Origin of the sequence: Clostridium arbusti SL206 (assembly GCF_000246895.1) — a bacterium.
Lineage (GTDB): Bacteria > Bacillota > Clostridia > Clostridiales > Clostridiaceae > Clostridium_I > Clostridium_I arbusti.
The window spans coordinates 72,204-92,943 of the sequence record NZ_BAEV01000002.1 but is presented as its reverse complement, the minus strand read 5'-3'; the positions used below and the strand labels follow the sequence as shown (position 1 = coordinate 92,943).

Below are 20,740 nucleotides of genomic sequence, written 5' to 3'. Positions count from 1 at the left end.
ATGTCATATATATTAAATTTCTTTAATTTTATACAGAGCTTAGGTGCAGTAGTCATGATGCCAATTATAATTTGTATTTTTGGAATAATTTTAGGAACAGAAAAAGGTAAATCATTAAGAGCTGGATTAACAGTAGGCGTTGGATTTATAGGCTTAAATCTGGTAATTGGGGCACTGTCGACTAATTTAGGACCTGCAGTAGAACAGATGATTAAACGTTTTGGACTATCATTATCTGTAATTGATGTTGGATGGCCAGCAGCTGCTGCTGTTGCATTTGCATCAACTGTAGGCATGGTAATAATACCAGTTTGTTTGCTTGTAAACATTGTAATGTTAGTAACTAATACAACACAGACAGTAGATGTTGATATTTGGGATTATTGGCACTTTGCATTTACCGGAGCACTTGTCGCTATAGTAACTGGAAGCCAGACTATGGGTTTAGTGGCTGCTGTTCTAAATATGGTAATAATCATGGTGATTGGTGATTATACAGCTCCAGGAGTTGAGAAAACTCTAGGCTTACCAGGCGTATCACTTCCTCATGGATTTACAGGAGCATATGCACCAATAGCTATAGTAATAAATAAGATTATTGATTTAATCCCTGGTGTTAGAGATATAGATATTAACATGGAAAAGGTACAGCAAAGATTTGGTGTATTTGGAGAACCAATAATTATAGGTACTGCTTTAGGAGCTATTATAGGTATTGTAGCAGGTTATGGCTTTGGCGATGTGCTTAAACTTGGAATTACCATGGGAGCTGTATTAGTTCTTATTCCTAGGATGGCTTCTCTATTAATGGAAGGCTTACTTCCAATTTCTGATGCTGCTTCTGAATTTATAAATAAGAAGTTTTCTAATAGAGGAAAGATGTTTATAGGTCTTGATTCAGCAATTGGGGTAGGACACCCTTTAACACTTTCTGTATCGCTTATATTAGTACCTCTAACAGTATTTATGGCTGTGATCCTTCCTGGAAATAAGGTTCTTCCATTTGCAGATTTAGCAGTTATACCATGGATGTTCGTTTTGATTACACCTTTAGTTAATGGTAATGGATTCAGAGCTTTAATAAACGGTGTTGTTGTATTAGCGGCTGGTTTACTGATTTCTACTAATTTAGCTCCATTAATAACTACTGCAGCTATCAATGCTAAATATACAATGCCTTCAGGTGCTACACAGATCTCAAGTATCTGTGATGGCGCAAATCCTTTAACTTGGGTAATTGTACGTTTAAATAATTTTGGATGGATTGGAATGGGTATAGTCGCAGTTATTGCTGTAGGATTAGCATTAATTAATAGAAGGAGAATATTAAAGGAAGCTATAGAACTAAATCAGGCTGAATAATATAAATACTTTAGTCTTTTAAGGAATGGTGGAGGAAACATGAGTAAAGAATATTTATTTAATAAAAAAATATTTTTAATCAGAGTGCTTTATGCTGGAGTTCTAGCAGCAATTGTATTTGTATTTGGAATTTATAACATAAGCAGAGGCTCATCTATGAAATATCTATGGATGCTTATATGTTTTTTATGTGCATACACAATAATCACTAATTTTATGGCTGTCAGTTATCCTGAAAAGATAGTAATAGACAACAATATAATAAGCTTTTCAGCTTTCCACAAATCTCATGTTTACTATAGAAAAGATTTAAAAGGTTTTAAGATTAAAGAACAACAATTGGCAGCAAAAATGTATATAAGAGTGAATAAGGCTTCGTTATTTAAGGGAAGGTACTGGATAGATTTAAAAGCATATAATGACTATAAAAATTTAGGGAAAAGTCTTTTGGAAGTCGAGGAAATTGTACACCCTAATTCTCTGAAAGCAAATATAAAAAAGAATAATGCAATGCATGAGGAAAGGAGAAAGAAAGATGTATAAAAAAGAAAAAGAAGAAGTCATTAAGGCAGGTATGAAGCTTGATAGATATGGACTAATTGCACTTTCAGGAGGAAATGTAAGTTGCAAGGTTGATGAAGACAGAGTTTTAGTAACTCCTTCAGGAATGATATATGAGGACTTAGTAATAGATGATATTATTTTAATGGACTTATCTGGAATAGTTATTGAGGGAAATAGAAAGGCATCAGTGGATACAAAGGCACTTCTATATATCTACAATAATATGCCAGCGGTTAAGGCTGTTATTCATACACACCAACCTTATGCAACTGCATTAGGCTTAGTTCAGGACGAATTTAAATGCAATTTAACTACTCTTGCCAATGCAACAAAAGGCTCAGTTAATGTATGCCCTTTTTCATCAGCTGCAAGTGAACAAATGGGTATAGAAGCAGTTGAAAATCTAAAAGGAAAACTTGCTGTAATTTTAAAACATCATGGTGTAATTGCAGTAGGTAACTCATTAAAACAAGCTTTATATTCTTGTATTTATTTAGAAGAGGCTGCGCAAACTTACTGCATAGCTAAGTCTATGAGCAATGATGTTGCTATGATGACTGATGCTCAGATTGAGCAGGCGATTAGAATATTTGATTATTACGGTCAGGGAAAGGAAAGCGTTCCTGATTCATTAGTAAATAAAAGATAGTATATATCCAGAGAGTGATGGAATAGAATCTAGTAGGGGCTGTCGCATTAGCATAAAAAAATATGCTAATGCGGCAGCCCCTCTCAAAAATATATAGAATTAAATTTTTCTTACAGAATCTCTTTTAATTAAAGAAGTATATATTGCAATGTTTTCTTGAGGTTTACAGGGAGTGTTAATTTTCTTTAATAATAAATCTATAACAACTTCACAGGAATACTCAATATTTAAATCTACAGTAGTCAAAGAAGGTATGGATAATGATGAAATTTGTGTATTCTCTGTGCCTATAATAGATACATCTTCTGGTACTTTAATATTAGTATCATATAAAATCTTTATGAGTTCTAATGCAGCAAAATCCATTTCACATATAATTGCAGTAGGTTTATCCTCTTTGTAGAATAATTTAATAATTTTATCTTTGTAGTTATTTCTCATATCTATAAAAAACTCATTTTTTATTTTAATATTGTGATCTTCTAAACAGGTAATTATGCCCATAAGCATTTCTTTGTTTCTAAACCTACTCATATTACCTAGATAACCAATATTTTTATAGCTATTTTCTATTAAATATTTATATTTAAGCTCACTTAATATATAAGAGGCTCAATATTCCATATTAATTTATTTAGTATGAAATATTGAGCCTCTTTTTATATTAAAATTTTATATCATACATTTTATTTTACGATTTTTTAATAGAAAAAATATAAGAATTTAAGCATTAAAAACATACAAATTTTAAATCTTAAAAATTTATGAGTTACTAGAATATAAAATGGGGGAAAGAGCATGGTTCAGTATAGAAAAGTTAAAGACACTAGATACAGTTCTCCAATAAATAATAATTTAGATGAGAGTTTAGTTCAGAAGTCAAAACTATCAGTAAGAGATCTTGTTGTAAACTATGAAAATAATAAAACGTGAGAATTAACACAAGCAGTAAATATGGTAAGTATTGATATTAGCCCTGGAGAGTTTGTAACAATTGTTGGTTTAAGTGGTTGTGGAAAGTCAACATTTCTTATTAATATGCTAACATTTAAAGCTTAAAGCTTAATTATAAATAATAAATAATAAATAATAAAAGGAGAGATTTTAATGTCAAATGTAGTTGCTTTTGCTGGAGTAGATGTAGGATCACTTGGTACAAAAACTGTAATAATTGTAAATGGAGAAATAAGAGGATCAAGTATAATTCCTACAGGTATTAATTCAGAAGAAAATGGATTGAATGGACTTAAACTTGCTTTAGAAGACGCAGGTTTAAAAAGAGAAGATTTAAAGTATATTGTTGGTACTGGATATGGAAGAGTATCGGCACCATATGCTGATAAGGCTGTAACTGAAATTACATGTCATGCTAAAGGAGCACATTATCTTCATCCCAAAACTAGAACAATCATAGATATGGGTGGACAAGATTATAAAGCAATGAGACTTGATGAAAATGGAAATGTTACAGATTTTGCTATGAATGATAAATGTGCAGCAGGAACAGGACGATTTCTTGAAGTAATGTCTAATGTTTTTAAAGTTAGTTTAGAAGAGCTAGGACCTTTGGCACTTAAAGCTACAAAGGTATTACCGGTAAGTAGTACTTGTACAGTATTTGCAGAATCTGAAACAGTATCACTTTTAGCTAGAGGAGAGAAAGGCGAAAACATAATAATAGGTATTCATCATGCCATTGCGAACAGAATAAGTGGTATGTTTTCAGAAGGAGTAGCTAAAAATGTAGGTATGAGAAAGGCATTGGAGGATGTATTGGATATAACTATAGCTAAACCAGAAAAAGATCCACAACTTGTAGGGGCTATTGGGGCGGCAGTTATAGCTGAAAAAACGTATAAAAGGAGTAAAAAAAATGACAATTAAAATATTAGAAATAAGAAGAAAAGGCTTGAAGAAAGACCAAAGGAGCTTAAGAAGGCAAGAGATGAAGGAGCAAAGGTGATTGGATGGTCAGGGTATAATATACCTGAAGAAGTAATATATGCTCTTGGCATTATTCCTATAAGAATTGGTGCTGGTGGAGATGATAGATTAGTTGAGTTAGGGTCAAGATATATTTCCACTAAAAATTGTGTATTTGTCCGTGAAACTGTTGGACTTTTTGCAGAGAATAAAGATCCATATATTCAGAATATAGATTTAGTAGCTTTTGATGCAACTTGTCTTCAAGCTTTTCGTACAGCAGAGGTTTTGGAATTCTTTTTTAAGAAGAAAGTAATTATTCTTGGTGTGCCACGAAATTTCCACTGGGATGAAGCAAAAACTTATTTCACGAAAGAAGTGGAGTACTTTACAAAACGTTTGGAAGATTTTGCAGGAATTAAGTTAGATGATGAAAAGCTTATTGAAGCTATAAATTTATATAACAAGACAAGAAATACAATTAAAGAAATTTATAATTATCAAGCTGAAAAAAATTCACTTATTTCTTGGGAAGATTCTTATGAAGTTATTCAGGCAGGATATTATCTTGATAGAAAAGAATTTCTTAATCTTTTAGAAGATCTTTTAACTGAGATAAAGGGAATTCAACCAAATACTATCATTGATGTTGATTTTAATGAGGATGAAGCTAGAATATTTATATCAGGGAGCGTGATTCCACCTGGAGACAAAAAATTAATCAATGGGATTTGTCACTTAAAGTAAATGAAGAAGGATTAAATAATGCGGTGAAGATATTACAAGGTTTTGGAGATATAGATAAAAGTATAACTTTACCAAGTTCTGATGAATCTAAGTGGCTTAATAAAAGTTTTTTAAAATAATTGGAGGAATTCTTGTGGGTATAAATAATTTAGAGTGTAATAATGAAGCGGATGTAATACTTGAATATTTTGATCCTGATTTACCTTGATGCTCACGTATACCTGTCATTTTAGCAAGTTTATAATTTTATTATCCACAAAATATCCTAGAAACTTTTCTACTCCTAAGATATTTATAACTTTTTAAAATTATTATCATATTATCAAGTAATATAGGGAATAGGCGGATGATTAGTAATTCTGATAAAGAAGTTTTTATTCAAAAGTCAATGGTATATATTAATTTGTGTGATTTGATTTTGAAAGTAACAAGTTCGGGCAAGCCCTCAACATAAGGACTGACACCATAACAGAAACTGGAAGTTTATGCTTGCTATGTCGGCATTGAGTACTGAGTAATTTTTATATAAAGAAGCTTGCGTAAACTATAGAGAAAATGATAATAGAATTCAATATTTATTGACTATGATTTCAACAGCAACTGTAATAGATGATAAAAATGTAGATAAATCAATATTGGGAGTTAATCATATTAGTAAAAAATTAGGTGAGGTTCTCATCACAGGGACAGCGCGGAAAAAGCATGAAACTTAGTATTGACAAAAACATTCTTGTGTAATACCATATTCCCAGATAGAAGATTTACAATGAAAGAATAATTAATAATAATTTTTTCAAGTTGACCAGTAAACTGGAGGCTAGGACTATGTTCTAATTTTAGGATATAATTCTGGTCTTTTTTATTTATATTGAAGAACATTGTAATTGGAGGATGAGAATCATGAGTTATAAAAGCTATAGATATGAAGGTCTTAAAAAATTATGCAATACAGTATTTGAAAAGTTTGGTTTTAATAAAGAGGATAGTGAATACATAACAGATGTACTTCTATTGGCGGATTTGTTTGGAATCGAATCTCACGGAATACAGAGATTGTCTTTATATTATAAATTAATAAAAAGCGGAATGGTTGAAATAAATTCTGAAATAAAAATAATTAAAGAGACACCAATATCAGCTGTTATAGATGCAAGGCAAAGTATTGGTCAGATAGCCGGAAGAAAAGCCATGAATATGGCAATAGAAAAGGCGAAAAATGTGGGGATTGGAATAGTTGTAGTGAATAATTCCAATCATTATGGTATAGCAGGATATTATGCAAGAATGGCAGAAAAGGAAGGCTTACTTGGAATTTCTATGACCAATTCTGGGGCAATTACAGTGCCGACTTTTGGAAAAGAAGCTATGATGGGTAGTAATCCTATTGCCATATCTATGCCAGCCAGCCCATATCCTTTTCTAATGGATATGTCAACAAGTATTATAACCATGGGGAAAGTAGAAGTTTATAATAAAAAAAATCAGGAACTTCCAATAGGATGGACAATTAATTCAGCTGGTGAGGATACCTCCAATGCAAAAGAGGTTTTATATAATTTGTCTAATAAGAAGGGGGGAGGAATAGTACCTCTGGGAGGATCAAAGGAGATAACAGGAGGACATAAAGGTTATGGTTTTGCACTTACAGTTGAATTGTTTACAGGAATTTTATCAGGAGGTTTAACTGGAAACTATGTCCATACACAGGATATTTCTGGTACATGCCATTCCTTTATTGCAATTGACTATGGTATATTTGGAGATAAAAAAGCAATTGAGAAAAATTTTTCAGAATACCTGAATGAAATCAGAGCATCTGAAAAAGCAGAGGGAAAGCAGAGAATATATATTCATGGCGAGAAGGAAATAGAGTCATATGAGGATAAGATAAGAAATGGTATTCCTGTAAATGATAATACTTTAAAAGAGATAGATGAAATATGTAAATATTTTGATATCAAATTGGAACCATAATGTTGTTATTATGGAGAAATAATATGAATGATTTATAAATAATAAAGACAAGACTTCATAATTTTTATAAATAAAAACCATAGAGTCTTGTCTTTGTTTATTATTTTGTTATCCATATTTGTTACTCTCCAAGTAGTATTATTGTAATGTAAATAAAAACTATGCAACCTTTTGTATTTTTTTACTATCCTTTTTTGCATCCATATCTCTAATAATACCACTCAAAAATGAATAATAAGATGGATCGTATGATTCAGTTAATGCACTGTTTATCAAAGATCTTTTTAAATTCTCTAAATTAAATATCTCTTTAAATAACTTTTTCATAAATTATTTCCTCCTTATATAATTAATCTTTATATTATTATAATATTCTATTTTCAACAAAAATTCAAAGCAGGAAAGCACCGAAATCGTTATAATGTATGAATAAATCATGAATTAATTGTAACTAAATTGTAAATATAATGCATAAGTAATTGAAATCGTTTAAGGAAACGTATATAATCGATTTTTTACATTTTATTATATCATCATGAGAAAAGTTAAGAAAGATTTGTAATAAGACTTTAAAATAATATAATTATATATATGAGAATATTTATTTAGTTTAATTATATTATTTTAAGAATTATTTAAGGGTGTACTTTATAAAATTAGTTTAAAAAACTAAAAAACAGTATATAATTATTTTAAGTGTAAATATAATGTATAAAGATTTTAATCATGGAGGTTAGTTTTTTATGAATAATACACTAACGGAAGAAAATATTAATAAATTAAAAGAGGAATTAGAATATAGAATGACCGTAAGGAGAGCTGAAATAGCAAAGGAAAAATTAGTAGCTGCAGCACATGGTGATAGATCAGAAAATGCAGAATATAAAGAAGCTTGTGCAAACTATAGAGAAAATGATAATAGAATTCAATATTTATTGACTATGATTTCAACCGCAACTGTAATAGATGATAAAAATTTAGATGAATCAGCATTGGGCATTAATAGAAAAGCTAGAATTAAATTTATAGAAGATGAAGATGAAGCTATTGTAACATTAGTAACTACTATGGATTCAGATCCAGAAAATATGTTTATAAGTATAGAATCAGATTTAGGAAAAGCATTGAAAGGGAAAAAAGCTGGAGAGGTAGTTGAAGTTAATGCTCCAAGTGAAAAATATACAATAGAAATATTAGAAGTATTATAGCAAGGAGATAACGGCCAGTTATCTCCTATTGCTTTTAAGTGTTTTAACTGATTGTTTAACATTTTAAGGCTTATTTAAGGTTGCAAGTATATAATTATTTACAGTAAGAGATAAGAGTGATAATTTAGATGAGGAGGAATAGCTTATGCAGCAGTTTTATGACATTAAATGTGAAACACCATCTCCAGAACAGGAATTCTATAAGGAAGCTTATGTGCTATTAGAAGGAGCAATTATTGAAGTGATTTCAAGATTAAATATTATTCGAAAATATAAATCAATTGATCAGTATGAAGATCCTATAGAACATTATAAAGCAAGAATTAAGTCAGCTAAAAGTATGAAAGAAAAATTAAAAAGAAAAAATATTCCTGTTACTGTGGAAAGTGCTCTAAGCCAAATCCATGATGCAGCGGGAATTCGTGTTATTTGTACATTTGTAGATGATATTTATTGGATTGCAAATATGCTGAGAAACCAGAAGGATATTAAGGTTGTTAAGGAAAAGGATTATATTAAAAGTCCTAAACCTAATGGCTATCGCAGTTATCATATGATTTTACAAGTTCCAATACATCTAGAAAATCGAATTGAAAAAGTGTACTGTGAGCTTCAAATACGTACTATTGCAATGGACTGTTGGGCAAGTTTAGAACACCAGTTAAAATATAAGAAAAATATTCCTAATGATAAGATGATTATTGATGAATTAAAACGATGTTCAGATGAAATTGCTTCAACGGATTTGAACTTTCAGACTATTCGCGATATGATAGCACAAATAGAATATAGAGGTGAAGAAAATACAGATGAGAATTTTACTTGCAGAAGATGAAAAAGAATTGTCAAATGCCCTAGTTGTCATTTTAAAACATAATAATTATTCAGTGGATGCTGTGTACGATGGGGAAGAGGCACTTAACTATGCACTTTCTGAGAATTATGATGCACTTATTTTAGATATTATGATGCCTAAGATGAGTGGACTTGAGGTGTTAGAAAAATTAAGAGAAAAAGGAATTTGTGTACCTGTTTTAATGCTTACTGCAAAAACTGAAATTGAAGATCGAATTGTTGGATTGGATAAAGGAGCAGATGATTACTTAAGTAAGCCCTTTGCCACGGGGGAACTGCTGGCCAGAATTCGTGCTGTGACAAGACGAAAGTCTGAGTTTACACCAAATTTAATTGAAGTGGGCAATATAAACCTTAACAAAGAAAATTATGAACTATCAAATGAAAAATCCTCACTGAGACTTGGTAATAAGGAATTTCAGATGCTTGAGATGTTAATGAATAATCCAAAACGTCTGATTTCTGCGGAACAGTTTATGGAACGGGTTTGGGGATACGATTCAGAAGCTGAGATGAATGTGGTATGGGTATACATATCATATTTGCGTAAAAAGCTGGAATCTTTAGATGCTAATGTGAAAATTAAGGCAATAAGAGGTATTGGATATACATTAGAGACAAGATAACAGTTACATAAAATTGATAATATATTATCAATAGAACAAGGAGTAGAGAAGCAAATGATTAAAAAATTACAGAGAAGATTTATTATGATTACAATAGGATCACTGGCTTTGGTTGTATTTATTCTCCTTAGTTCGATTAATATGGTTAATCTTTATCAGATGGATCACAAAGTAAATGGTGCTATTAAGATACTTTCAGAAAATCAAGGAGTTTTCCCAAAGTATGAAAATGGAATAGGGTCAATTAGTGATCAAAAATTTGGTTTTTCAATGAATCCTGAAACTCAATTTCAAACACGATATTTTGTAATAAAGATTAATAAAGATGGTAGTATTATGGAAACTAATACAACTCATGTTGCTGCTATTACTCAGGATAATGCAATAAGATATATGAATAAAGTACAGAGTAGTAGCAAAAAAAGTGGATATGAGGGTATTTATAAATATGCTGTAGTAGATGAACCATATGGTTCCATGTTTATATTTGTAGATTGTAGAATTCAGATTCAGCAGGCTGTTTCATTTTTATTGATTTCCTGTACCATTGCACTACTTACCTTTTTGCTTGTATTTATACTTTTATCTGTTTTTTCCAAAAAAGCAATTAATCCCATTATTGAAAGCATGGAGAAGCAAAAGCGGTTTATTACAGATGCAGGGCACGAGATTAAGACGCCACTTGCAATTATCTTAGCTAATGCAGATGTGCTTGAGATGACTTCTGGTAAGAATGAATGGATTACAAGTATTCGTAATCAGATTAATCGTCTTGATAAGCTTGTAAAAAATCTTTTGATGCTTTCTAAAATGAATGAGGATAATGTAAAACTGCCGTTTTCTGATTTTAATTTAAGTGATGCAGTTATTGAAATAGCATTTCCATTTGAAATCATTGCAGAGAAGAATAATAAAAAGTTTATGATGGATATTCAGCATGGATTAAAGCTTCATGGTAATGAAGGCAGTATACGTCAGCTTGTTTCCACTCTTGTTGACAATGCCATGAAATATTCTAATGAGAAAGGAACCATCAAAATTTCTTTATCTGTTGTAAAAAGAAGAGTAAAAATAGAAGTATACAATACTACAGATAAAATTGATAAAGGAAATTTAGACAAACTATTTGATAGATTTTATCGAGTGGATTCTTCAAGATCTAGAGAAACTGGAGGATATGGAATTGGACTTTCAGTTGCCAAGTCAATTGTAGAGATGCATCATGGAAAGATTTTAGTAAGAAGTGAGGATGAAAAATCCATTTGCTTCACTGTTCTAATTTAAATTATATAATTTCTTTACTAAAGGAATGGCTAAACCCACACTCTTTATATCAGTTACTGTGTGATGGTTTATTGCTATTCTGTAAAGACTTTGAATTCAACTTGATTTTATCCAAAAATTCCTTAAATAAATTTAAGTTTCTTACTTTTTCCAATTCTTCATCTTCTAAAACATATTTTAAAAACTGTGGATATAATTTTAAGGCCATAATTATATCTTCACAGGCCTTGTTTTCTTCATTAATTAGAGCATAAAAACAACTTCTGTTATAATATAAAAAATATACTTCACTACAATTATTAATGCCTTTGGATAGAATTTCTATGCCCTTTTTAGTATTTTTATATTTATAAATTACTGCTAAATTCAAATAACTGTATTCATAACTGCCATCTTTTTTAATTGACCTCTCATAAAAATTAATGGCTTTTTCTATCATATTAAACTTATAATAAATTACTCCCATATTGAACAAAGCTAGATTATTATTTGGATTTATTTTTAAAGCTTTTGAAAACATTTTATATGCAAAATCATTTTGATTTTGTTCTTCATAAATACATCCTAGATTTAAATTTGCCAAAAAATCCATAGGATTTAAACTTAAGAGTTTTTCATAAGTTTCTATTGCTAACTCTTTTTTGTTAGATACATCGTAAGTATTTGCTAAGAAAAAATAAGCTTTATGATAATTTGGATTTATATAGATAGCTTTATTGTATAGTCTTATAGCTTCTTCATATTTCTCTTCTTCATCATATATTGTAGCTAAGCCATAGTAAGCTCTTTCATCATAATTATCTATACTTAAAGCTTTCTTATAATACTCTTTAGCTTTCTCTGATTTTCCCAAAGAGTCATATATTAAAGCTAAATTAATTATTGAATCCAAATTTTTACCACTTGAAAGTTCATAAACTTTATTATATAAATCTAAGGATTTAATTAATTTATTCTCTTCAAAAGCTTCTTCTGCCTTTTTTAAATATTTATTAATTTCTATATCATCTTTCATAAATACACTCTTTCTATAAAAATTATTGTTTAGTTTTTTAAAATTGTATATAATTATTACTTTAATAATACTGTTTCTTCTCAATTATATTTCATTATATCATAATAAGTTAAGTTAAATTATGCTTATAATTTTAATGAAGATAAAATGTACAATCAACTATTAAATTCATTAAGTGGCAAAGGAGCTTTACAGTATATACCAAACATTGGAGAATGAAGTTCACTACAAGAAGGGGCCTATGATATCATATCAGATAGAGGCTTTGATCCTCAATTTTGACGAAAGAAGGAATCAATATATGTATATTGTTCTTAAAAATGTAGTTATTTTATTTGTACTCATTTTTCTTGGGTACTTTCTAGGGAAAAAAGAAATTGTACATAATCATTGTGCACCGGACTTATCCAATTTTTTAGTAAAAGTGACTTTACCTGCTACGGTATTTTGTTCCATGATACGACCCTTTCAAAAAAGTCTGCTCTCTGATAGTGTAGAGTTATTTGTTATTGTGATTATATTTCACCTACTATGTATGTTGATTGGTTTTGCAGTTATAAAAGTATGCAAAATTCCATCAGTACAAACAGGAGTCTGGATTTTTGTATGCATGTTTTCAAATAACGGATTTATGGGTTTCCCACTTGCTGAGTCTATTTATGGGAACAACGGCTTATTTTTGATGGCCATTGCAAATGTTGTATCTAATTTTTTGATTTTTTCCCTGGGTGTAAAGCTGCTTACAGGTGGACAAATGGTAGATAAATTAAGTGGACGACAACTATTTTACAATAACATTAATATTGCGGTAGTGTTTGGATTGGTATTTTATTTTACACAATGGCAGCTACCAGAAATTATTTTAACAATTTTAAAGGATATTGGAGGGCTAACTGCCTCTCTTTCAATGATCGTGGTAGGATTGTCGCTATCGAAATCAAAGGTTAAAGAAATGTTTCAAAACAAAAAAATATATCTACTGACTTCTGTAAGGCTTTTACTGGTTCCATTTATAACTATTTTTATAACAAGATTGATTCCCTTTGGAAATAACAGCATGATACAAGGTTTATTGATTTTAATGTCTGCATTACCGGCTGCGTCTACGGTTTCTATTATCACGGAACAGTATCATAAAGATACAGAAGCAGCAGCACAGGCAATCTTTATGACTACCTTATTCAGCCTTATTACAATTCCACTGGTAATGTATTTTGTTTAGATATGAGTAATCGAGTATAATAGCAAGGATCTGACTTCCAGTAATCTCTAGTACATTTGGGCCCATAACAGAAACTGGAAGTTTCTGTTTGATATGAAGAGGAAATACAGCCATAAATATTTAGCATAAAAATTTTAATAAAAATCCATTGACATTGACGCTGCGTAAAGGTGTATATTTATGTTGTCAGGAGGTGATAAGGGTGGAATACACGGTACAAAAACTTGGTAAAATAGCAGGAGTAAGCACAAGGACATTACGATATTATGATGAAATTGGAATTCTTAAACCGGCAAGAATCAATTCTTCAGGGTATCGTATTTATGGAAAAGAAGAAGTAGATAGGCTGCAGCAGATACTTTTCTATAGGGAGCTTGGAGTGAATCTTTCAGATGTTAAAAATATTGTGACTTCACCATCCTTTGATGCAAATAGAGCTTTAAGAGAGCATAGAGAAAAACTTCTGGCAAAAAGGGAGCAATTAGATCTTTTAATTGCCAATATTGATAAAACTATAGCAGTATCAGAGGAGGGTATTAAAATGACTGATAAAGAAAAATTTGAAGGTTTCAAAGAAAAAATGATTGAACGTAATGAGAAAAAATATGGTAAAGAAATTAGAGAAAAATATGGAGATAAAAAAGTTGATGAGTCAAATATTGCATTTAAGAATATGACAAAAGAGCAATATGATGAGTTCCAAAAGCTTGGGGATAGTATAATAAAAAATTTAAAAGAAGCTTTTGCTACAGGGGATCCAGCAGGAGAACTGGCACAGAAAACCGCAGAACTTCATCGTAAATGGCTAACCTATGCATGGGGAAGCTATAATAAAGAAGCACATTCAGGACTTGCCCAAATGTATGTGAATGATAAGAGATTTACAGCCTATTATGATAAGGAGCAACCTGGGGCAGCTGAATTTTTAAGAGATGCTATTTTAATTTATACGGGTACGAAGAAATAAAATTTTACAGTAGAGGTATAGAAAAATTGTCTCATAATACATAGACATGGATTATGAGACACACAATATATTTAAAGTAATAGTTTAATTTCTATTTGGTCTTTAGTTTTTTATTTAACTTTGCAATTTCATTCTTCCAAATAAAATATTGAATAATCCATATTATAAAATATATAAGAATAAAAATTAAAAAATAGAAGACTATAGATAATAAATCAGAAGCTACCCATTTAGCTAGTACAGCACAGGGAAGAAATACTATAGAAGTAAGAAGAAAATGCATAATTGTCTGCTTTGCGATACTCCAATTGTCAACTTCAAATATGGCTGATCCAAAGGCAAATACAAATCCAATAACCATGCTGACACAATATTGAAGTGTATAGGCTGTTAAAGGATTTGATGCTTCATTTGTGGGTGGAATAACAGCTAGTTCTCCATAAATCAGTGAAATAACCAGACCAATAGTAGTACTTATAAATACCCCTATGGGAATTCCTAAAAGTCCTCTTAAGATTGCTTTTTTTATAGTCATAATATCACCTCATATTCCTAAATATTTTTTTATTTTTGATACATATCTTCTTGATACAAATTCCTTATCATTGTTTTTAAAATTAATTTGTATTGTTCCAGAATAGGAAAGTTCCAGGTTGTTAATTTTGGATATATTTACAATACAAGAATTTGATATCCTTACGAATGAGGTTCCTTTAAGTTTTTCTTCAAGTTCATAGAGTTTTTGTTTAACACATAGGGAATGGGTATCTGTTTTAGCAAATACCTTTTGATTTTCACTATAAAAGCAATAAATTTCCTCAGGCTTTAACAAAAATATTTTTTTGTCTTTAATACCGATTAATTTATCTATTGGTCTATTAGAAAGGCTGTCTAGAATTTGCTGTATTTCATCCGTTATTTCATCTGTATAAACGACTATATGGGGTTCTTTGGAATTAGCATCTAAAATGACTTCCACCTTCATTGAATCCACTCCTTTCGTTCTCTATACTTATATTATATTTCATGGAAAAATTTAAACAATATAAAATATATGAATGGTAGTTTATAATATATAAGTGGTTCATCCATAGCATAGGTTGAGTTAGATTATGCTTATAATTCCAATATAATTTTCATCTTTATTATATTTGTAATAAAACTTGATATTATAACAAGTTTACTTAATCTAAAAAAGAACATAGGTTTAAAATTGATAATAGTGAGCTTCTAGATGAAATATACTATAAAATTTCGCCTAAATTGAGTATTACAAAAATCATTTAGAGAAATATGAAGAACATAAAGATAAGTTTTATTAAAAATAAGATGGAATATATTGAAGGGGTTAGATGACGAATTATTAATAATTTAACAATATATTAATAAAATGTTGACATATGACAAGAAGTTTTTTATAATGAATTCAATAAGTAGTATACTATTTAACTTAGTTGACTGGAAAGCCAGAGGCTTTGAATAAAAATTAGTTTTTATTCAAAATCTTTGGCTTATTTTATTTTATAAAATACCTGGTTTGGTAATTCCATTATGATTAATTATAGGATCTTTTAAAAAATTTTAATTTTATTTAGATCCATTATTGCAGCTATTTAGACAAACCTCAACGCTAGCTTTATTACCAGTATTTTATATGATACTCAGATGAAATATCAAATACCAAAGATGTATGCTTCTATTGTGAATATGTGCTTACTAGGTCTTATTGTGAACTACATAATAGTAGCTTTTGAAAAAAAGAATAAGCAGATGGAAATAATAAAAGATTTAAACAAGGAGAATTGTTTTATGAAAAAATTATTAGTATTAACATTAAGTGTGGTAATGACTTTATTAGTATTTGCAGGTTGCGGGAAAGCATCATCTTCCAATACAGCCTCATCAACATCAGAAACTTTTGATAGCAGTAAACCTTATACAGGCAAGTTTGTAAATGGTAAATTAACAAAACCATTTCATCTTAAAATGCCAACTCCAACGGGATTTACTGAAGGGATTATAGCCGATCAAAAAGGATTTTTTAAGGAAGTAGGGATAATTCCAGAATATACAGGTGTTTTGCCTGCCAATGTAAGTTTAGCTCAATCAGTAATTAAAGGAGATAATGATTTATTTGGATCAGGACACTTAACAACTATTGCAGCGATACGTGCTGCAGGAGCAAAAATTAAAGTTGTGCTTACAGGGAGTGTGGATAGTCCAGAATTTGATAAAACTCATATGACTTGGTTTGTAAAGGCAGGAAGTAATATTAAATCAGCAAAAGATTTAGTTGGAAAGAAAATTGCCATGAGTAGTAAGGGGAGCTGTGCAGAACTATGGAATGCAGAATTCTTACGTCAAAATGGAGTAGACGTAAGTAAAACACAAATAGTTGTTATGAATGATCAACAGCAAGAACAAGCTCTTAGACAAGGTAACATAGATGTGGCTATAGTACATGCTCCGTACAATATGAAAGCTAAAAATAATGGAGGATTGAATATTTTAACTACAAGCTATGGAATTGCAGCTGGTGCTGGAAATGGACAACTTAGTGGTGTTGGATGTCGTGCATTTAGCGAAGATTTTATAAAAAAATATCCTGATGTAGTAAAGGCATATATAGTTGCAGATGTTAAAGCACAGCAGTATGTGGATAATCACTATGAAGAGTCATTACAGATTGCAGCAAAGGTTCTTAAAGTTGATGTTAAAGATACATCAGGAAGTTTATATGCTGAAAATCAAAAATGGGTTATTCCAGAACAAGTTGATTTCTGGATTAAAATAGCTGAAAAAAATAAGCTTACTGGCTTTGAAACCCCTGGAAAAGTAAAGGCTTCTGATTTATATACCAACGACTTAAATCCTTATAAAAATGGTGAAATAAAATAAAAATTGAAAGTTTATTTTAAAAGAAAGTATAGAATAACAAATTATAGGTATATGTTAAAAGTATATAATTACAAAGAGAAAGAAAGTGTGTTTAAAATGAAGAAATTTTTAGTATTGACATTAAGTGTATTGATATTTGTTTTAACAGTGGGATGTGGAAAGTCAAAATCTACATCATCAGCATCAGAAATTTTTGATAGCAGTAAGCCTTATACAGGTAAATTTGTTGAAGGTAAGCTTACTAAGCCATTTCATCTAAAGGTAGCAACTCCAACAGACTTCAATGAGTTTATTATAGCAGATAAGCAGGGATTTTTTAAAGAAGTGGGAATAATCCCAGAGTATACTGGTGTTTTACCTGCTAATGTAAGTCTAGCTCAATCAGTAATTAAAGGTGATAATGACTTGTTTGCTTCAGGACATGTTACAACAATTGCTTCAGCCAGAAAAGCAGGAGCAAAACTGAAAATAGTACTACATAGTATGGTTGACAGTCCTGATTTTGATAAGACTCATATGACTTGGTTTGTACGTGATGACGGAAAAATAAATTCACCAAAGGATTTAGTTGGAAAAAAGATTGCTATGAGTGGTAAAGGGAGTTGTGCAGAATTATTAAATGCAGAGTTTTTGCGTCAAAATGGAGTAAATGTAAAAAACACACAAATAGTTGTTATGAATGATCTACAGCAGGAGCAAGCTCTTAAACAAGGAAACATAGATGCAGCTATACTGCATCCACCATATAATATGAAAACTAAAAATGATGGTGGCTTTAAAATTCTTACTACCAGTTATAAAATAGGTGAAGCAGCTGGTGATGGGGAAATTGGTGGACTTGCTATTCGTGCATTTAGTGAAGATTTTATAAAGAAATATCCAGATATAGTAAAAGCATATATAGTGGCTGATCTTAAAGCTCAGCAGTATATAAATAAAAACTATCAACAATCATTAAAAATTGCAGCTGACTATCTTAAAATGGATGTTAAGAATATGGCTGGTAATATATATCCTGATCAAAAATGGATTAAACCTGAGCAAATTGAGTTTTGGGTTAAGACAGCTGAAAAAAATAAATTGACTAATTTTGAAGTGCCAGGACAGATAAAGGCCGAAGACTTGTATACTAATGATTTAAATCCTTATTATACTGGTGAATTAAAATAATTTGATATTTTATAGATTCAATTGGCTGCTAAGTCTACATAAATGATTAGCGGCTAATTGTAGATTAAAATTGTCTTATTATCAAATTTAAAAAAATTTTTCATTAAATTAAAAATGCTTCTATTTAATATATTAAAAATTACATGAATCAATTACAAGGAAGATCAAATTTTTATAAAAAATTATAAATAATTTGCTTAGAATACTAGATAAAGGAGAGGAAAAAATTATATGTTAATAAAAGATTTAGCTTATGAAATTGAATCAGATATAGTTCGTATACGCAGAACAATTCATAAAAATCCAGAACTCGCTATACAGGAGTTTAAAACGGCAAAGCTTGTTGCAGAAAGACTTGAAGAACTTGGAATTGATGTTACAGAAAGGGTTGGGAAAACTGGCGTCGTTGGATTACTGAGATGAAAAGCTCATGGTAAAACAGTTGCATTAAGAGCAGATATGGATGCGCTTCCTATACAAGAAAGAAACAATCATAAATTTAAATCAACAAATAAAAATATTATGCATGCTTGTGGTCATGATGCACATACAGCAGTATTATTAGGGGCAGCAGGTATACTGTCTAAAATAAGGGATTCAATAAAAGGAAATGTTAAGTTTATTTTTCAACCTAGCGAGGAAAGTCCATTAGGTGGAGCTTCTGAAATGATTGAGGAAGGTGTTATGGAAAATCCTAAAGTGGATGGTGTATTTGGGTTGCATGTAGATCCAAATCTCTTAGCAGGAGATATAGGATTAAGAACAGGAGAGTTTTATGCAACAGCAGGAGGATTTGAAATAGAAATTATTGGCAAAAGTGGACATGGGGCTTTGCCACATAAAGCCACAGATGCAATTATAGTTGCATCTGAATTGGTGTTGTCATTGCAAACAATTTCATCTTCTAAAATTAATCCTATGGAACCTTTTGTCATAACTATAGGAACAATAAATGGAGGTAATAAAGCAAACGTAGTAGCTGATAAAGTAATTTTAACTGGAACGATTAGATTTTTTAATAAAGATATTCATGATAGTGCTAAAGATATTATGGAAAATGTTATTAAAGGTATTACATTAGCACATGGAGCAACTTATAATTTCAAGTTTCGAATAGGGGACAGCCCTTTAATTAATGATGAGAATATGATTAATATTGTAAAAGAGTCTGCTGTAGAAATTGTTGGTAATGAAAATATAAAGTCCGTGCCTAAGACGCTATTAGGTGAAGATTTTGTATTTTACTCACGGATTGTTCCCTCAGCATTTATATCTTTAGGGGTAGGATTTTCAAATAAAAAAAATTTTTCACTGCACAATGCGAATTTCGATATTGATGAAAAATCACTTCCTATAGGAGCAGCACTTCTTGCTAATACAGCAGTAAACTTTTTAAATATATCTATGGATGAGAATTTTTAAATACATTATATAAAGAGAATGCTAAAAAATCAAAGTAAACAAAGAATCATTTTTTATTAAAATACAATTTTAAAGGGGATATTGAAATCCCTTTTTCAACAAGTTCCAAAAATTCATTTCTAGGAATGTTTATTGCACCTAAGCTTTCTAGATGTTTAGTATAAACTTGGCAGTCTATCATAATAAAATTTTTTTCCTCTAATAGTTTGCAAAGAGTAATAAAAGCTGCTTTAGAACTATCACTCATAGTGGAAAACATAGATTCTCCAAAAAAACATTTTCCCATGATAATTCCATACAGTCCACCTACTAACTTGTTTTCATACCAGGCTTCTACAGAATGTGCAAAACCAAGTTTATGAAGTTTACAGTAAGATTCTATCATTTCATCAGTAATCCAGGTTCCACTTTCTTTTCTTATATTAGCACAATTACATATAACATCTCTAAAACAAGTGTCAAATGTAATTGTGTATGTATTCTTTTTAAGTACTTTTTTCATAGAGTGAGAAATTTTCACGTCTTTTGGATAGACAATGAATCTAGGATCAGGAGACCACCATAGTATTGGTTCATCTTCTGAAAACCAAGGAAATATTCCAGTGGAATAGGCAAGTAAAAGCCTCTCTGGAGACAAATCTCCGTATACAGCTAAGAGACCATCCTCTCTTGCTAGAGAAGGATGAGGAAAGATTAAATCATCACTTAATGAGTAAATTGGCATAATACAGTACCCCCTTAAAGTATATATTATAATCTTTTGTAGAGTTCTGCAAGTGAAACATTAACTTTGATATCATGTGTTTATAAACACATAAAAATTTAGTATAATATTACCAATGCATTAACCACTT

General features: G+C 30.3%; 24 protein-coding genes and 2 pseudogenes. 20 read left to right on the top strand and 6 right to left on the bottom strand.

What is annotated here, in order from left to right; all coding sequences use genetic code 11:
* The 3 genes from RH99_RS00950 to RH99_RS00940 are packed head-to-tail and all read left to right on the top strand — an operon-like array spanning window position 1 to window position 2,575.
* The gene (locus RH99_RS00950; RefSeq protein ID WP_010233146.1) at window positions 1-1,362 is read left to right on the top strand and encodes a PTS galactitol transporter subunit IIC; all 1,362 of its coding nucleotides are present in this window, start codon (window positions 1-3) and stop codon (window positions 1,360-1,362) included.
* Window positions 1,363-1,401: 39 nt separating this feature from the next.
* Complete coding sequence (locus RH99_RS18160; protein WP_010233145.1) at window positions 1,402-1,905, top strand: hypothetical protein; 504 nt, start codon at window positions 1,402-1,404, stop codon at window positions 1,903-1,905.
* The gene (locus RH99_RS00940) at window positions 1,898-2,575 is read left to right on the top strand and encodes a class II aldolase/adducin family protein (protein ID WP_010233144.1); all 678 of its coding nucleotides are present in this window, start codon (window positions 1,898-1,900) and stop codon (window positions 2,573-2,575) included. Before RH99_RS18160 ends, RH99_RS00940 begins: the two co-directional genes overlap by 8 nt.
* A 99-nt stretch (window positions 2,576-2,674) precedes the next feature.
* Here RH99_RS00940 and RH99_RS00935 read toward each other — a convergent pair whose 3' ends face one another.
* Window positions 2,675-3,148, bottom strand: a complete 474-nt coding sequence (locus RH99_RS00935; protein ID WP_279372951.1) for a substrate-binding domain-containing protein — start codon at window positions 3,146-3,148, stop codon at window positions 2,675-2,677.
* Window positions 3,149-3,373: 225 nt separating this feature from the next.
* On the opposite strand from RH99_RS00935, the gene RH99_RS19850 reads away from it, so the two are divergent.
* The 7 genes and pseudogenes from RH99_RS19850 to RH99_RS00920 all read left to right on the top strand — a co-directional run bounded on the left by RH99_RS19850 (window position 3,374) and on the right by RH99_RS00920 (window position 7,219).
* Complete coding sequence (locus tag RH99_RS19850; RefSeq protein WP_279372950.1) at window positions 3,374-3,508, top strand: hypothetical protein; 135 nt, start codon at window positions 3,374-3,376, stop codon at window positions 3,506-3,508.
* A 21-nt stretch (window positions 3,509-3,529) separates the two neighbouring features.
* Window positions 3,530-3,634, top strand: coding sequence for an ATP-binding cassette domain-containing protein (locus RH99_RS18410; RefSeq protein ID WP_081504352.1), 105 nt, complete (start codon window positions 3,530-3,532; stop codon window positions 3,632-3,634).
* A 48-nt stretch (window positions 3,635-3,682) separates the two neighbouring features.
* On the top strand, window positions 3,683-4,459 hold the full coding sequence (locus tag RH99_RS00930) for an acyl-CoA dehydratase activase (RefSeq protein WP_010233136.1): 777 nt from the start codon (window positions 3,683-3,685) through the stop codon (window positions 4,457-4,459).
* Window positions 4,460-4,534: 75 nt separating this feature from the next.
* A complete protein-coding gene (locus tag RH99_RS00925) occupies window positions 4,535-5,245 on the top strand; it encodes a 2-hydroxyacyl-CoA dehydratase family protein (RefSeq protein ID WP_010233134.1) in 711 nt (236 codons plus the stop codon).
* Window positions 5,230-5,364: a hypothetical protein gene (locus tag RH99_RS19845; protein WP_279372949.1), complete on the top strand. Its 135-nt coding sequence runs from the start codon at window positions 5,230-5,232 to the stop codon at window positions 5,362-5,364. Before RH99_RS00925 ends, RH99_RS19845 begins: the two co-directional genes overlap by 16 nt.
* A 405-nt stretch (window positions 5,365-5,769) precedes the next feature.
* Window positions 5,770-5,892: pseudogene (locus tag RH99_RS18835) on the top strand (transcription elongation factor GreA); the annotation flags it as partial.
* A gap of 253 nt (window positions 5,893-6,145) precedes the next feature.
* On the top strand, window positions 6,146-7,219 hold the full coding sequence (locus RH99_RS00920; RefSeq protein ID WP_010233133.1) for an Ldh family oxidoreductase: 1,074 nt from the start codon (window positions 6,146-6,148) through the stop codon (window positions 7,217-7,219).
* A 159-nt stretch (window positions 7,220-7,378) separates the two neighbouring features.
* Here RH99_RS00920 and RH99_RS19105 read toward each other — a convergent pair whose 3' ends face one another.
* Entirely contained in the window at window positions 7,379-7,546 is a 168-nt protein-coding gene (locus tag RH99_RS19105) for a hypothetical protein (RefSeq protein WP_158511919.1), read from the bottom strand.
* A gap of 416 nt (window positions 7,547-7,962) precedes the next feature.
* On the opposite strand from RH99_RS19105, the gene RH99_RS00915 reads away from it, so the two are divergent.
* The 4 genes from RH99_RS00915 (at window position 7,963) to RH99_RS00900 (ending at window position 11,192) form a co-directional block, all read left to right on the top strand.
* Window positions 7,963-8,427, top strand: coding sequence for a GreA/GreB family elongation factor (locus RH99_RS00915; RefSeq protein WP_010233131.1), 465 nt, complete (start codon window positions 7,963-7,965; stop codon window positions 8,425-8,427).
* Window positions 8,428-8,572: 145 nt separating this feature from the next.
* On the top strand, window positions 8,573-9,262 hold the full coding sequence (locus RH99_RS00910; protein ID WP_010233129.1) for a GTP pyrophosphokinase: 690 nt from the start codon (window positions 8,573-8,575) through the stop codon (window positions 9,260-9,262).
* Complete coding sequence (locus RH99_RS00905; RefSeq protein ID WP_010233127.1) at window positions 9,237-9,908, top strand: response regulator transcription factor; 672 nt, start codon at window positions 9,237-9,239, stop codon at window positions 9,906-9,908. The genes RH99_RS00910 and RH99_RS00905 overlap by 26 nt, the downstream gene beginning before the upstream one ends.
* A gap of 54 nt (window positions 9,909-9,962) precedes the next feature.
* Window positions 9,963-11,192 (top strand): sensor histidine kinase, encoded by a 1,230-nt coding sequence (locus RH99_RS00900; RefSeq protein ID WP_010233125.1) that lies wholly within the window; start codon window positions 9,963-9,965, stop codon window positions 11,190-11,192.
* Window positions 11,193-11,241: 49 nt separating this feature from the next.
* On the opposite strand, the gene RH99_RS00895 is transcribed toward RH99_RS00900, so the two are convergent.
* Window positions 11,242-12,207, bottom strand: coding sequence for a tetratricopeptide repeat protein (locus tag RH99_RS00895; RefSeq protein WP_010233122.1), 966 nt, complete (start codon window positions 12,205-12,207; stop codon window positions 11,242-11,244).
* A gap of 301 nt (window positions 12,208-12,508) precedes the next feature.
* Here RH99_RS00895 and RH99_RS00890 point away from each other — a divergent pair, with 301 nt between their 5' ends.
* Both RH99_RS00890 and RH99_RS00885 read left to right on the top strand, forming a co-directional pair.
* On the top strand, window positions 12,509-13,429 hold the full coding sequence (locus tag RH99_RS00890) for an AEC family transporter (protein WP_010233121.1): 921 nt from the start codon (window positions 12,509-12,511) through the stop codon (window positions 13,427-13,429).
* Window positions 13,430-13,631: 202 nt separating this feature from the next.
* On the top strand, window positions 13,632-14,396 hold the full coding sequence (locus RH99_RS00885; protein ID WP_010233119.1) for a MerR family transcriptional regulator: 765 nt from the start codon (window positions 13,632-13,634) through the stop codon (window positions 14,394-14,396).
* Window positions 14,397-14,487: 91 nt separating this feature from the next.
* Here the strand turns inward: RH99_RS00885 and RH99_RS00880 are convergent, their stop codons facing one another.
* Both RH99_RS00880 and RH99_RS00875 read right to left on the bottom strand, forming a co-directional pair.
* Window positions 14,488-14,931: a DUF3021 domain-containing protein gene (locus RH99_RS00880; protein ID WP_010233117.1), complete on the bottom strand. Its 444-nt coding sequence runs from the start codon at window positions 14,929-14,931 to the stop codon at window positions 14,488-14,490.
* Window positions 14,932-14,940: 9 nt separating this feature from the next.
* Window positions 14,941-15,381, bottom strand: a complete 441-nt coding sequence (locus RH99_RS00875) for a LytTR family DNA-binding domain-containing protein (protein ID WP_010233115.1) — start codon at window positions 15,379-15,381, stop codon at window positions 14,941-14,943.
* An 824-nt stretch (window positions 15,382-16,205) separates the two neighbouring features.
* On the opposite strand from RH99_RS00875, the gene RH99_RS00870 reads away from it, so the two are divergent.
* The 4 genes and pseudogenes from RH99_RS00870 to RH99_RS00860 form a co-directional block, all read left to right on the top strand.
* Window positions 16,206-17,294, top strand: coding sequence for an ABC transporter substrate-binding protein (locus RH99_RS00870; RefSeq protein WP_026038354.1), 1,089 nt, complete (start codon window positions 16,206-16,208; stop codon window positions 17,292-17,294).
* A gap of 96 nt (window positions 17,295-17,390) precedes the next feature.
* Window positions 17,391-18,464, top strand: a complete 1,074-nt coding sequence (locus tag RH99_RS00865) for an ABC transporter substrate-binding protein (protein WP_026038353.1) — start codon at window positions 17,391-17,393, stop codon at window positions 18,462-18,464.
* Between the two features lie 231 nt (window positions 18,465-18,695).
* On the top strand, window positions 18,696-18,887 hold the full coding sequence (locus tag RH99_RS19545; protein WP_243441428.1) for a hypothetical protein: 192 nt from the start codon (window positions 18,696-18,698) through the stop codon (window positions 18,885-18,887).
* Between the two features lie 18 nt (window positions 18,888-18,905).
* Window positions 18,906-19,886 (top strand): annotated as a pseudogene (locus RH99_RS00860) (M20 metallopeptidase family protein); the annotation flags it as partial.
* A gap of 46 nt (window positions 19,887-19,932) precedes the next feature.
* Here the strand turns inward: RH99_RS00860 and aat are convergent.
* The gene (gene aat, locus RH99_RS00855) at window positions 19,933-20,610 is read right to left on the bottom strand and encodes a leucyl/phenylalanyl-tRNA--protein transferase (RefSeq protein WP_010233109.1); all 678 of its coding nucleotides are present in this window, start codon (window positions 20,608-20,610) and stop codon (window positions 19,933-19,935) included.
* Window positions 20,611-20,740: the final 130 nt, after the last annotated feature.

Excerpts from the sequence above, each read along its gene's own strand:
- RH99_RS00950 (WP_010233146.1), top strand. The coding sequence starts at position 1 with ATGTCATATATATTAAATTTCTTTAATTTTATACAGAGCTTAGGTGCA.
- RH99_RS18160 (WP_010233145.1), top strand. The coding sequence starts at position 1,402 with ATGAGTAAAGAATATTTATTTAATAAAAAAATATTTTTAATCAGAGTG.
- RH99_RS00940 (WP_010233144.1), top strand. The coding sequence starts at position 1,898 with ATGTATAAAAAAGAAAAAGAAGAAGTCATTAAGGCAGGTATGAAGCTT.
- RH99_RS19850 (WP_279372950.1), top strand. The coding sequence starts at position 3,374 with ATGGTTCAGTATAGAAAAGTTAAAGACACTAGATACAGTTCTCCAATA.
- RH99_RS18410 (WP_081504352.1), top strand. The coding sequence starts at position 3,530 with ATGGTAAGTATTGATATTAGCCCTGGAGAGTTTGTAACAATTGTTGGT.
- RH99_RS00930 (WP_010233136.1), top strand. The coding sequence starts at position 3,683 with ATGTCAAATGTAGTTGCTTTTGCTGGAGTAGATGTAGGATCACTTGGT.
- RH99_RS00920 (WP_010233133.1), top strand. The coding sequence starts at position 6,146 with ATGAGTTATAAAAGCTATAGATATGAAGGTCTTAAAAAATTATGCAAT.
- RH99_RS19105 (WP_158511919.1), bottom strand. The coding sequence starts at position 7,546 with ATGAAAAAGTTATTTAAAGAGATATTTAATTTAGAGAATTTAAAAAGA.
- RH99_RS00915 (WP_010233131.1), top strand. The coding sequence starts at position 7,963 with ATGAATAATACACTAACGGAAGAAAATATTAATAAATTAAAAGAGGAA.
- RH99_RS00910 (WP_010233129.1), top strand. The coding sequence starts at position 8,573 with ATGCAGCAGTTTTATGACATTAAATGTGAAACACCATCTCCAGAACAG.
- RH99_RS00905 (WP_010233127.1), top strand. The coding sequence starts at position 9,237 with ATGAGAATTTTACTTGCAGAAGATGAAAAAGAATTGTCAAATGCCCTA.
- RH99_RS00900 (WP_010233125.1), top strand. The coding sequence starts at position 9,963 with ATGATTAAAAAATTACAGAGAAGATTTATTATGATTACAATAGGATCA.
- RH99_RS00895 (WP_010233122.1), bottom strand. The coding sequence starts at position 12,207 with ATGAAAGATGATATAGAAATTAATAAATATTTAAAAAAGGCAGAAGAA.
- RH99_RS00890 (WP_010233121.1), top strand. The coding sequence starts at position 12,509 with ATGTATATTGTTCTTAAAAATGTAGTTATTTTATTTGTACTCATTTTT.
- RH99_RS00880 (WP_010233117.1), bottom strand. The coding sequence starts at position 14,931 with ATGACTATAAAAAAAGCAATCTTAAGAGGACTTTTAGGAATTCCCATA.
- RH99_RS00875 (WP_010233115.1), bottom strand. The coding sequence starts at position 15,381 with ATGAAGGTGGAAGTCATTTTAGATGCTAATTCCAAAGAACCCCATATA.
- RH99_RS00870 (WP_026038354.1), top strand. The coding sequence starts at position 16,206 with ATGAAAAAATTATTAGTATTAACATTAAGTGTGGTAATGACTTTATTA.
- RH99_RS00865 (WP_026038353.1), top strand. The coding sequence starts at position 17,391 with ATGAAGAAATTTTTAGTATTGACATTAAGTGTATTGATATTTGTTTTA.
- RH99_RS19545 (WP_243441428.1), top strand. The coding sequence starts at position 18,696 with ATGTTAATAAAAGATTTAGCTTATGAAATTGAATCAGATATAGTTCGT.
- aat (WP_010233109.1), bottom strand. The coding sequence starts at position 20,610 with ATGCCAATTTACTCATTAAGTGATGATTTAATCTTTCCTCATCCTTCT.